Source organism: Staphylococcus sp. FSL W8-1207 (assembly GCF_038003745.1).
GTDB lineage: Bacteria > Bacillota > Bacilli > Staphylococcales > Staphylococcaceae > Staphylococcus > Staphylococcus equorum.
In genome coordinates, this window is the sequence record NZ_JBBOPU010000001.1 from 1155269 (window position 1) to 1167617 (window position 12349).

The 12349-nt window shown below is 33.7% G+C and carries 8 protein-coding genes; 3 read left to right on the forward strand and 5 right to left on the reverse strand.

The window, feature by feature from the left end; genetic code table 11:
• Positions 1–138: 138 nt before the first annotated feature.
• Positions 139–2541, reverse strand: coding sequence for a DNA topoisomerase IV subunit A (gene parC / locus NSR03_RS05790; RefSeq protein ID WP_021338799.1), 2403 nt, complete (start codon positions 2539–2541; stop codon positions 139–141).
• Positions 2538–4532 carry a DNA topoisomerase IV subunit B gene (gene parE, locus NSR03_RS05795; RefSeq protein WP_031265907.1) on the reverse strand — a complete coding sequence of 665 codons (1995 nt, stop codon included), beginning with the start codon at positions 4530–4532 and terminating at the stop codon, positions 2538–2540. The genes parC and parE overlap by 4 nt, the downstream gene beginning before the upstream one ends.
• A gap of 204 nt (positions 4533–4736) precedes the next feature.
• Here parE and plsY point away from each other — a divergent pair, with 204 nt between their 5' ends.
• Together plsY and NSR03_RS05805 are read left to right on the forward strand one after the other, a co-directional pair.
• The gene (plsY, locus tag NSR03_RS05800) at positions 4737–5345 is read left to right on the forward strand and encodes a glycerol-3-phosphate 1-O-acyltransferase PlsY (RefSeq protein ID WP_031265905.1); all 609 of its coding nucleotides are present in this window, start codon (positions 4737–4739) and stop codon (positions 5343–5345) included.
• A 351-nt stretch (positions 5346–5696) separates the two neighbouring features.
• Positions 5697–5993, forward strand: coding sequence for a HesB/YadR/YfhF family protein (locus NSR03_RS05805; RefSeq protein ID WP_002507692.1), 297 nt, complete (start codon positions 5697–5699; stop codon positions 5991–5993).
• A gap of 275 nt (positions 5994–6268) precedes the next feature.
• On the opposite strand, the gene menI is transcribed toward NSR03_RS05805, so the two are convergent.
• From menI to NSR03_RS05820, 3 genes are all read right to left on the reverse strand, one after another.
• On the reverse strand, positions 6269–6718 hold the full coding sequence (gene menI / locus NSR03_RS05810) for a 1,4-dihydroxy-2-naphthoyl-CoA hydrolase MenI (RefSeq protein ID WP_002507693.1): 450 nt from the start codon (positions 6716–6718) through the stop codon (positions 6269–6271).
• A 211-nt stretch (positions 6719–6929) separates the two neighbouring features.
• Entirely contained in the window at positions 6930–9635 is a 2706-nt protein-coding gene (acnA, locus tag NSR03_RS05815; protein WP_021338797.1) for an aconitate hydratase AcnA, read from the reverse strand.
• Positions 9636–9997: 362 nt separating this feature from the next.
• Positions 9998–11641: a glycine betaine uptake BCCT transporter gene (locus tag NSR03_RS05820; protein WP_021338796.1), complete on the reverse strand. Its 1644-nt coding sequence runs from the start codon at positions 11639–11641 to the stop codon at positions 9998–10000.
• A 201-nt stretch (positions 11642–11842) separates the two neighbouring features.
• On the opposite strand from NSR03_RS05820, the gene mscL reads away from it, so the two are divergent.
• Complete coding sequence (mscL, locus tag NSR03_RS05825; RefSeq protein WP_002507696.1) at positions 11843–12193, forward strand: large conductance mechanosensitive channel protein MscL; 351 nt, start codon at positions 11843–11845, stop codon at positions 12191–12193.
• The last annotated feature ends 156 nt before the right edge of the window (positions 12194–12349 follow it).

The following is a 12349-nucleotide window of genomic DNA, read 5'->3' on the forward strand; positions in this document are numbered from 1 at the left end:
GTTTAACAGTGTTAAGCTAAAAGCCTTGCACTATCATGTCTTGCTCCACTATAAATCTCTTGGTTTTATTTTTTATTGCACCTAAAAGGTATTTTATCACTATATAGTTGTATTTACTAACAGTTTTTTCAATTTATATTATTTAACAACTAAACTTTCTACTTCGCCAAAGTCATTAATATCTACTATAAAACTACCGTTCGTATATTGTTCTGATAAATGAATATCTTTAATATCGCCAGTTTCTTGTTGTTTATTTGAATAGATTGTATATTGCTTTTGTCCTGGTTGGACAACTTCGGCAGCTACAATACGATGTGGTGCTTTCTTAAGTTCCTTCAACAATGTAAGTCCACGTTGTGCACGTTTTGCTGTTTGCAATACTTTAAATCCTATACGTTTTAATGAACCTCTTTGCGTAGCCATTAGAATTGAATCCTTTTCAGAAATCAATTGTGTAAGCACTGCATAATCCTCATCTTTTAAGTTAATAGATTTAACGCCAGCTGCTCTTAAACCAGTATCAGAAAGTTCATCACTACTATATGTTAATGACATACCTTTATGTGTAAGTACTGTAATCAGTTGTGGCTCTTCTATGCGCATGACATTAATAATTTCATCATCCGTTTTTAACTTCATTGATACTAATGGTTTATTAAAGCGTGAAGTTTTGAACATAGAAACATTACTTTTCTTAATCATGCCATCACGTGTAGCAAGAACATAAAATGCTTCAGGTTTAAAGTCACGTTCACAAAAGACATCTATAACATGTTCACCTTCATCAATAGGTACGATTTGCGATACGTGTTGACCTAAATCTTTCCATTTGATCTCTGATAATTTATGCACTGGAATATACAAGTAACGTCCTTTATTAGTAAATACAAGTGCTGTATCTAAAGTATTAACTTCTTGATATTTCAACAACTCGTCGCCTTCTTTGACACCAACTTCTTCAGCGCCACTTGCGTTAAAACTACGTAAAGAAGTACGTTTGATATAACCATGTTTTGTGACACTCATGATTACAGTTTCACTTGGTATCATAACTTCTTTGTCAATTTTGATTTCTGTAATTTCCGCTTCAATTGAAGACAAACGTTTTTGTTTATAGCGATTTCTTATTTCAGTTAACTCTTCTTTAATAACATTTAATAAGGCATCATGATTATCTAAGATATTTCTTAAAGCTTCGATAGTCTTTTTCAATTCATCATGTTCATTTTGAAGTTCAACAATATCTGTATTTGTAAGTCGATACAATTGCAACGTCACAATTGCTTCAGCCTGAGCATCACTAAAATCATATTCCGCTACTAAATTATTTTTAGCATCTTTTTTGTTTTTAGAACTTCTAATGAGTTTTATGACCTCATCCAAAATAGAGAGTGCCTTCATTAAACCTTCTACAATATGCATTCTACTTTCAGCATGGTTTAATTCATAGCGCGTACGTTTCGTCACAACATCAATTTGGTGATTGATATAGCTGTCAATAAATTGACGTATACCCATAAGTATAGGACGTCCATCACTAATCGCAACCATATTAAAGTTATATGCAACTTGTAAATCAGTATTTTTGTATAAGAAGTTCGCTACCGCTTCACTATTTACGTCTTTCTTCAATTCAATTGCTATACGTAAACCAGTTCGGTCTGTTTCATCACGTACTTCAACAATACCGTCTACTTTTTTATCTGCACGTAACTCATCCATTTTTTTAACTAGTGAACTTTTATTCACTTCATATGGTACTTCGGTAACGATAAGCTCTTTTCTGCCATTTCTTAGTTCTTCTAATTCTACTTTAGAACGGACAATAATTTTACCTTTACCTGTTTCATAAGCTTTCTTGATACCGTCAATACCTTGGATAATACCACCAGTAGGAAAATCTGGTCCTTTAATATATTTCATCAACTGGCTCACTGTAATATCAGGATTGTCAATATATTTAAGCGTTGCTTGTATTACTTCTGCCAAGTTATGCGGTGGTATATCTGTTGCATAACCTGCAGATATACCGGTACTACCATTAATCAATAAATGAGGTAACCTTGCTGGTAATACCATAGGCTCCATTGTTGTGTCATCATAGTTCGGCATAAATGGCACTGTTTCTTTATTAATATCTCTTAATAATTCTTCTGAGATACGACTTAATTTAGCTTCCGTATAACGCATAGCTGCAGCCGGATCATTATCAATACTACCATTGTTCCCTTGCATTTCGATTAATACATGGCGTAATTTCCATTCTTGACTCAGTCGAACCATTGCATCGTATACAGAGGAATCACCATGTGGATGATATTGTCCAATGACATCACCGACAGTTTTAGCACTTTTACGGAAATTTCTATCATACGTATTTCCACTTGAATACATTGCATATAAAATACGTCTTTGAACAGGTTTGAGCCCATCACGAACGTCTGGCAATGCACGTTCTTGAATGATGTATTTACTGTACCTACCGAATCGATCGCCAATAACATCTTCTAGCGATAAATCTTGAATTATTTCACTCAATTTATTTCCTCCTCATCGGGGTTTTCCTGTTCTAGAATTTGAATTTCATTATTATCCAAAATACTTTGTTCTTGTTGTAAGCCAAATTCAACATTTTTTTCAATCCATTCACGTCGTGGTGCTACTTTATCACCCATTAACGTTGTAACACGTTTAGAAGAACGCAATTCATCTTCAATTTGTACTCTAATTAATGTTCGCGTTTCAGGATTCATTGTTGTTTCCCACAATTGATCAGCGTTCATTTCACCCAGACCTTTATAACGTTGTAATGTAAAGCCTTTACCTAATTTATCTTGTAATTGCTCTAATTCTTCGTCAGTCCAAGCATACTCAATTTTTCTCGAAGCACCTTTACCTTTTTCTAATTTGTATAAAGGAGGTAGCGCAATAAATACTCTTCCAGCTTCTACTAAAGGTTTCATATACTTAAAGAAGAATGTTAATAACAATACTTGGATATGTGCGCCATCGGTATCAGCATCTGTCATGATAATGATTCGATTATAATTGCTATCTTCAATCTTAAATTCATTACCGACACCTGCACCAATTGTATGGATAATTGTGTTGATTTCTTCATTTTTGAATATATCATCAAGTTTAGCTTTCTCTGTGTTTATTACTTTACCTCTTAGCGGTAATATAGCTTGATACTTACGATCTCTTCCTAATTTAGCAGAACCACCTGCTGAGTCACCCTCTACTAGGTATATTTCTTTCTTCTCAGTATTTTTACTTTGTGCAGGTGTTAACTTCCCTGAAAGCAATGTATCTTTACGTTTGTTTTTCTTGCCTGAGCGTGCATCTTCTCTTGCTTTACGTGCTGCTTCTCTCGCTTGTTGAGCTTTCAGTGCTTTTTTCACTAGAGATTTAGATAATTGCCCTTTTTCTTCTAAATAATACGGCAATTTGTCAGACACAACAGAATCAACTGCACTTCTAGCTTCTGGAGTACCCAATTTAGACTTGGTTTGGCCCTCGAATTGAAGTAATTCTTCCGGAATACGTAATGATATAATTGCTGTAAGTCCTTCTCTTATATCATTACCATCTAGATTCTTGTCTTTCTCTTTTAATTCGTTAATACGTCGTGCATAGTCATTAAACACACGAGTCATAGCTGATTTAAATCCAACTTCATGCGTGCCGCCATCTTTAGTACGTACATTATTAACGAAACTCAAGATACCTTCTGAATATTGATCGTTGTATTGAAATGCTACTTCTACTTCAATTTTATTCGCTTCACCTGAAAAATTAGCGACTTCGTGTAATACTTCTTTGCCTTCATTAACATAACTCACAAATTCTTTAATGCCATCTTCATAGTGGTAAACATCTTCACGTTCTTTACCAGCTCTTAAATCTCTAAGCGTGATTTTTAGGCTTTTAAGTAAAAAAGCCGACTCTTGCAATCTTTCACTTAACATATCGTAATTAAATGAAGTTGCTGCTTTGAAAATTTCAGGATCCGGTTTAAACGTTACTTTCGTACCTGTTCTTTTTGTTTTACCATGTTTTTCAAGTCCTGATGATGGTTTACCGCCATTTTTAAAACTTTGGGTATATATCGTACCATCTCTATAGATTTCAACCTCTAACCATTCACTTAGCGCATTGACAACTGATGCACCTACGCCGTGTAAACCACCTGAAGTCTTATATCCCCCTTGTCCAAACTTACCGCCTGCGTGAAGTACCGTGAAAATGACTTGAACTGTAGGCTTCCCTGATGTGTGGATACCTGTGGGCATGCCTCGTCCATTATCTTCTATAGTAATACTTTCATCTTTATTGATAGTTACTATAATTTCACTACCAAAACCGTTTAATACTTCATCGACGGAATTATCGACAACTTCATACACTAGATGATGTAATCCACGTTTATCGGTAGAACCAATATACATACCAGGTCTTTTTCTTACGGCCTCTAACCCCTCAAGAACCTGAATGGAATCATCCGAATAGTTATTTTGTTTATTCATTGCCAATCGTTTCGCCCTCCTACAAACATATGTTCGTTTTTAAAACTATACATTAGTTATTCTTATATAAATCTGGATAAATTGCAAGCACCAAATCAATTTTCAAAAAATAATTCATTTCTATATGAAAATTTTTATTCGTCTTATTATGGTCTTATATGGTAAAATAATTTTAATGTCATTAAAGGATGTGGATTATATATGATGATGATTATAATCATGTTGATACTAAGTTACCTCATTGGTGCATTTCCAAGTGGCTATGTAATAGGGAAATTATTTTATAAAAAAGATATCAGACAATTTGGTAGTGGCAACACTGGCGCGACAAATAGCTTTAGAGTATTAGGTAAACCAGCAGGATTCCTAGTTACTTTCTTAGACATATTTAAAGGTTTCATTGTTGTCTTCTTCCCACTATGGTTACCTGTCAGTGCAGAAGGTCCTATTAGTTCATTTTTCACAAATGGATTAATCGTTGGTGCTTTCGCAATTTTAGGTCATGTATATCCAGTTTACCTTGGATTCAAAGGCGGTAAAGCCGTTGCTACAAGTGCTGGCGTTATACTCGGTATGAATCCTATCTTATTAATTATATTAGCAGCTATTTTCTTTATAATATTGAAGTTAACAAAATATGTTTCGCTTTCAAGTATTATTGCGTCAATCTGTTGTCTTATTGGTGCTGTACTCATTCGAGACATCATCTTGGTTATCGTTAGCATCGGTGTGGTTGTATTACTAATCATTAGACACCGTTCTAATATTGTAAGAATATTCAAAGGTGAAGAACCTAAAATAAAATGGATGTAACTATTACACAAGTCACTATGTAAACAATCAAGTAATTAAAAAAAGCTAGAGGACATCATTGTCTCCAGCTTTTTATTTTTAGCTTAAGACCCCTAACATCCACATACGAAGAAGTAATTTCTCCGATCACTTTAAAACATCATTACTTCTATTATACTACTAATGTAGCGCTTTAACATAGATTTTCGCTATTTCACATATGTCTAAATTGTTTTTAAATAATTTTCTAATAATTTATGCTATAATATCTTTAGTATTACTCAAAACGGGTAATGTATATAATACTAATTTTTAGATTAGTGACTAACTATCATAAGTTAAGCACTTGTGAACCGAAAGGAGACTTTTATTATGGAAATAGAACTTTCAAATAATGCAGTGTCTTGGTTTAAAGAGGAACTTGAATTACCCGAAGGTGACAAAGTATTACAATTTTTCGTTCGTTATGGTGGAGAATTCCAGTTAAAACAAGGATTTAGCCCTGCCTTTAGCGTAGACAAAAAAGATGAAGTTGAAATTGGTTACGAAAACAATTACGAAGGTTTAGACGTTGTAATCGCTGAAAAAGATTTATGGTATTTCAAAGATGATAATTTATTCATCGATATAAATGATAGCGTTGACGAGATTTCATATACTACAAAATAATATATAGTTAAATTATTTTGAACTTAAGTTAATGTACAATAGTGTTGATTATTATCTTTCTTCTATAAAATATTGCTTACACAATTGTATTGAAACTATTATATTCGAATGATTTACTATTAGTATAATTAAGCAAGGTTTCGAGATAAAGCATTAAAGTTAAATAAGAAAAAGGATGATTTCTATTAAATACTATAGAAATCATCCTTTTTTATTTGTCTTGTCATGTATCATTTCATTAATACTTAACCTAAAACATTATTAAGTTTAACACCTCATACAAGCTCTAACGTTTCGCCTGCTTTATTTCTTTGATCAATATCAAGATAAGCTGTGTGCCACTCTGGGAAATACTTGTCTAGTCTAATAGGCTTAAAGTCTTCTTTTTTAATACAGGTTAAAGTAGTAGACCCTGTAGTCGCTAGCTCGCCTACTTCATTAAAAATTTCATAACGATAGACATATCTCAACCTAGAATATTTATCTACCCAAGTCTTAATTGTTACCTTTTCTGGATAAGTGATAGATTTAATATATTTAATGTCTATATCTGTTACAGGTGAGATAATACCCGCATCTTCCATGTCTTTATAACTGAAGCCTAATTTAGAGATATAATCTGTACGTGCGACTTCGAACCAAGTAGGATAATTACCATGATAAATCACTCCCATTTGGTCAGTCTCTTGATAACGTGATTCTATTTTTGTCATACTGTAAATCATTTTACGTCCTCTTTTCAAATACACATAGTCAATTATTACACATTAAATATTAACATAAAAAAGGGAGCAGGACAGAAATCAACGTTTGATCTCATTTTCCCACCCCCACAAGACTGATTAGATAAAGAAATACAAGTGCTTAAGCTCTTGAATAAGAACTTAAAACAAGTGAATTTATATATCAGACAGTTACTGTGTAATCTTTAAGTTATTAATTACTAGCTAATTTTTTTCTTAGTACAAGTTGTAAGATACCACCATGACGGTAATAATCCATTTCCACATTGGAATCAAAACGTGCAACTGCTTCAAATTCAATGACTTTACCATTTTCTTTTTTAGCTTGCACTTTAACTAAATCATGAGGTTTAACATTTTCATCAATATCAACTGAAATAACTTCAGTTCCATCGATGCCTAAACTTTCTGAAGACTCTCCGTCTTTAAATTGTAAAGGTAATACACCCATCATAACTAAGTTTGAACGGTGAATACGTTCGTAACTTTGAGCAATAACTGTTTTAACACCTAATAGATTTGTACCTTTAGCTGCCCAGTCACGTGAAGAACCCATGCCGTAGTCATTACCTGCTAATACTACTAAACCAGTGCCATCTTCTTTATATTTCATTGCTGCATCGTATATTGGCATTTGTTCACCTGTTGGCCAATATGTTGTGAACCCGCCTTCTGTACCTGGAGCCAATTCGTTTTTAATACGAATATTAGCAAAAGTACCACGGACCATAACTTCATGGTTACCACGACGTGAACCATATGAGTTAAATTGACGAATTGGAACATCGTGATCCAATAAGTATTTACCTGCTGGTGTGTCTTTACCAATAGCACCTGCTGGCGAAATATGATCAGTTGTTACTGAATCTCCAAATTTACCCATAACACGTAAGTTCTTAAGTGATTCAATTGTTCCTGGCTCTTTAGATAAGCCTTGGAAGAATGAAGGGTTTTGAATGTAAGTAGATTCAGAATCGAAATCATATAATGGTTTATCTGTAACATCGATTTCGTTCCACATTTCATTATTGTTGAATACCGTTGCATATTCTTCTTTGAACAATTCAGGTGTAACGACATTATCTACAGTATCAGAAACTTCTTTAATTGTAGGCCAAATGTCTTTTAGATATACATCTTCGCCATCTTTGCCTTTCCCTAGAGGTTCATTTTGTAAATCGATATTTACTGTACCTGCTAAAGCATAAGCAACAACTAATTGTGGTGAAGCTAAGTAGTTACCTTTAACTAAAGGATGGATACGTCCTTCAAAGTTACGGTTACCTGATAATACAGATGTAACTAATAAATCTTCTTCTGCTATAGCTTTTTCAATTTCTTCTAGTAATGGGCCAGAGTTACCAATACAAGTTGTACAACCATAACCTACAAGATTGAATCCAAGTTTATCAAGATAATCATTTAATCCTGAATCATTTAAATAACCTGTTACAACTTTTGAACCAGGCGCTAATGAAGTTTTAACGTATTCTGGAACTTCTAAACCTTTTTCAACTGCTTTTTTAGCAACAAGTCCAGCACCTAACATTACATATGGGTTAGAAGTGTTTGTACATGATGTAATCGCAGCAATAGCTAAGTCACCAGTTTTCATTGTTGTACTTGAACCGTCTTTAAATTCAATATCAACAGTTTTATCAAATTCGCTTTCATCAAATCCGTGACCTTGGTTACCTGCTGGTGCAGTAACTGATTTTTGGAATTCAGATTTCATATCACTTAAGGCAATTAAATCTTGAGGACGTTTTGGTCCTGCTAATGAAGCTTCAACAGTTGATAAATCTAATTCAACAACTTTAGTATATTCTGGTTCGTCTTCTTCTACGGTGAAGAACATGCTGTTTTCTTGTAAATATTTTTTCACAAGTTGGATTTGATCCTCAGAACGACCTGTTAAGCGCATATATTTTAATGCTTCTTCATCGACTGGGAAGAAACCACAAGTCGCACCATATTCTGGAGCCATGTTTGCGATTGTTGCACGGTCTGCTAATGGTAAATGTTGTACACCTGGACCAAAGAATTCCACAAACTTGCCAACTACGCCTTGTTTACGTAACTCTTGAGTCACTCGTAAAGCTAAATCTGTAGCTGTTGCACCTTGTGGTAATGCGTTAGATAATCTAACACCAATTACTTCAGGAATTGGGAAGTATGAAGGTTGACCAAGCATTCCGGCTTCAGCTTCGATACCACCTACGCCCCAACCTAATACACCAAGACCATTAATCATTGTCGTATGTGAGTCCGTACCAACTAATGTGTCAGGAAATGCTACTGTTTCACCATCTACTTCACGAGCATGAACAACATTTGCTAAATACTCTAAGTTAACTTGGTGAACGATACCAGTTGCTGGTGGCACTGCACTGTAGTTGTTAAATGCTTTAGTAGCCCAATTTAAAAATTGATAACGTTCGTAGTTTCTTTCAAACTCTAATTTCATATTACGTTCTAATGCATCTGGGTTTGCATAACTATCAACTTGAACCGAGTGGTCAATAACTAAATCTACTGGTACTTCTGGATTGATTTTATCCAAATCTCCACCTACATCATTCATTGCTTTACGTAATGATGCTAAGTCTACAACAGCAGGAACCCCTGTGAAATCTTGTAGAATAACACGTGAAGGTTTAAATGGTACTTCGCCTTCTGTGCCTTTAGTGAAATCAGATAATGCTTTGATGTGTTCATCAGTGATTACAAAGCCATCTTCTTGTCTTAAAACAGACTCTAGTAATACTCTTATTGAGTACGGTAATTTTGATACTTTCGTTAAACCTTGTTCTTCTAACGTGTTTAAATCATAAAACGTATATGATTTTCCGTTAAGCTCAAACGATTTTTTCGCTTGTTGTTTGATATTAGAAGCCATAAAAATCCCCCTTGAAATTTATATTGATTATATGCCGTTATCTGAATTGTATAATTAAATGCAACTTAAAACAACTACATAAGACTAGAAACCTATATAATTTAGATTTGATTTTTCAATCAGTATGTATAAGTATAACTTATCACGCTATGATTGTGTAATAAGTTAATGTTATCAATTGAGAATCATTATCAGCTATATTTAATTATATATACATTTCTTTTTACTATTTTACATAGTTCTATTTACTTATATTTTTTATTTATATTAAATGCTTTAACATTAGCCGCTCATACTCAATAATTAATCTTTTTGCGCACAAAAAAACTGGGGATCCATTAGGATTCCCCAGTTAATTCACATTATTTTTCGTTTTTTTCATTGTCTCTTAATGGTTTACGTCTTTCAATAATGTCATCTTCATAATCGTCTTCTTGATGTTGTACATAATCTTGCAATCTATGTTTGTTAGGTGCCAATGTTAAGCCTAAGAACTTACGCTCTTTGTTCGCATCTTTGTAGAATGAAACCATCATCATTATAACTACAAAGGAGAACGGTAAGGCACTTATAATGGCGGCACTCTGAATCGCATTCAGGGCTTGTGCGCCATCACCACCACCAGCAAATAATAATACGAAAGCAATTAATGACTGTGCGATACCCCAAGTGACTTTAACGTAATTCGAAGGATTTAATGAACCATATGTTGTTTGCATTCCTAATACAAATGTCGCTGAGTCAGCTGATGTAATAAAGAATGAAGCAATTAATACCAATGCAATTATTGATAATATAATGCCCATAGGTATTTCGTTAAATACAGCAAAGAGTTGTGTTTCTACAGTCATGTCGAATATTTCAGGATTTTTCTTACCAGTTTCAATACCTAGTACACCAAATACACTGAACCAAACGAAACTTACTAATGCAGGTACTAAGAGCACACCTGCGATAAATTCGCGGATAGAACGTCCTTTAGATACACGTGCAATAAATATACCTACGAATGGACTCCAGCTTAACCACCAGCCCCAATAGTAAAGTGTCCAACTAGACATCCATTCATTTTTTTGAGGGTTTAAAGCTGCTGTATCAAATGAATTAAATAAGAATGTGTTCAATAGACTACCTGTTGAACTTGTCATCATATTTAAAATTAATACTGTTGGCCCAATAATTAGTACAGCTACCATCAATATTAAACCTAAACTAATATTTAGGTTACTTAAATATTGGATACCTTTACTTAATCCAGACCAAGCACTCATAAGGAATAATATTGTTACAACTAATATGATAAGTCCTTGTATCCATATATTAGTTGGGACGCCAAATAAGTAATTCAAACCACCATTGATTTGTAATGCACCCATACCAAGTGATACGGCCACACCTACAACAGTAGCAAATACTGCTAATACATCAATCATTGTCCCGATAGGACCTTCTACTTTATCGCCTAAGATAGGACGTAAAGTTCTAGAAATAAGTCCTGGTTCACCTTTTCTAAATTGAGCATACGCAAGCGCTAATGCTACTACGCCATAAATCGCCCATGCGTGGAATCCCCAGTGGAAGAATGTTGCGCGTAAACCTTCAGTATACGCTTCAGTTGTTTTTGGATCTGCAGTTGGTGGGGCAGCAAAGTTAGCCATTGGTTCAGCCGCACCATAGAATACAAGCCCAATCCCCATACCAGCACTAAATAACATTGCAAACCATGAAATCGTATTAAACTCTGGCTTGTCATTTGGTTTACCTAGTTTCAGTTTACCAATAGGACTAAATATTAGGAAAACACAGAAGAAAACAATGAGCGTTGTAAGTATTAAATAATACCATCCAAGTTTGTCCGTTATCCATAGTTTGATTGTATTCGTAACAGTGTCAAACTGTTCTGGTAGAAATGCACCAATAAGTACTACAATCGCTACGATAATCGCACTATAGATAAAAACTGGAGATATCTTCTTACCGCTAGGTTGGTTGTTAGAAGAATTCATAAATAATAACTCCCTTTCTCATCTTATTTAATTTTTAAAAAACCTAAATAGAAAAATTACAATAATTTCTATTTTTATCTTTCGCCACGTCTTAGAATAACAAACCCCCGAGTTAATATCAAATTTAGTTAAAAAAACTATTCTCTTTATTTGAAACTTATTGTATAATAAAATTTATATTTAATTAAGAGGTGTTATATAATGTTAAAGGAATTTAAAGAATTTGCATTAAAAGGTAATGTCTTAGATTTAGCAGTAGCTGTAGTTATGGGTGCAGCTTTCAACAAAATTGTTACAGCACTAGTTGCATACATTATCATGCCTCTAATTGGTTTGATTTTCGGAACTGTTGACTTTGCAAAAAGTTGGACGTTTATGGGTATCGAATATGGTATGTTCGTACAATCAATCATAGATTTCATTATCATCGCTTTTGCATTGTTCATATTTGTTAAAATTGCAAATACATTAATGAAACCTGAAGAAGACGAAGTCGAAGAAAACACTGTATTACTAACAGAAATTCGCGATTTACTACGTGAAAAAAATTAATCAAACTAGCCTTAGACATTTGCTGTTTATTGCTTTTAAATACCAACAAAATCTATCGATTCCGTTGGTATTTTTTATGCCTATTTTTGCGTATAATCTTAAAACTGTAAACTTAATTTAGCTTTTTATTATAAAATAAGTGTTTCAATAAAAAAT

What these genes read in the sequence shown, in the direction of transcription:
- parE (WP_031265907.1), bottom strand. Translation starts at nt 4,532, where the DNA reads ATGAATAAACAAAATAACTATTCGGATGATTCCATTCAGGTTCTTGAG.
- plsY (WP_031265905.1), top strand. Translation starts at nt 4,737, where the DNA reads ATGATGATTATAATCATGTTGATACTAAGTTACCTCATTGGTGCATTT.
- NSR03_RS05805 (WP_002507692.1), top strand. Translation starts at nt 5,697, where the DNA reads ATGGAAATAGAACTTTCAAATAATGCAGTGTCTTGGTTTAAAGAGGAA.
- menI (WP_002507693.1), bottom strand. Translation starts at nt 6,718, where the DNA reads ATGATTTACAGTATGACAAAAATAGAATCACGTTATCAAGAGACTGAC.
- acnA (WP_021338797.1), bottom strand. Translation starts at nt 9,635, where the DNA reads ATGGCTTCTAATATCAAACAACAAGCGAAAAAATCGTTTGAGCTTAAC.
- NSR03_RS05820 (WP_021338796.1), bottom strand. Translation starts at nt 11,641, where the DNA reads ATGAATTCTTCTAACAACCAACCTAGCGGTAAGAAGATATCTCCAGTT.
- mscL (WP_002507696.1), top strand. Translation starts at nt 11,843, where the DNA reads ATGTTAAAGGAATTTAAAGAATTTGCATTAAAAGGTAATGTCTTAGAT.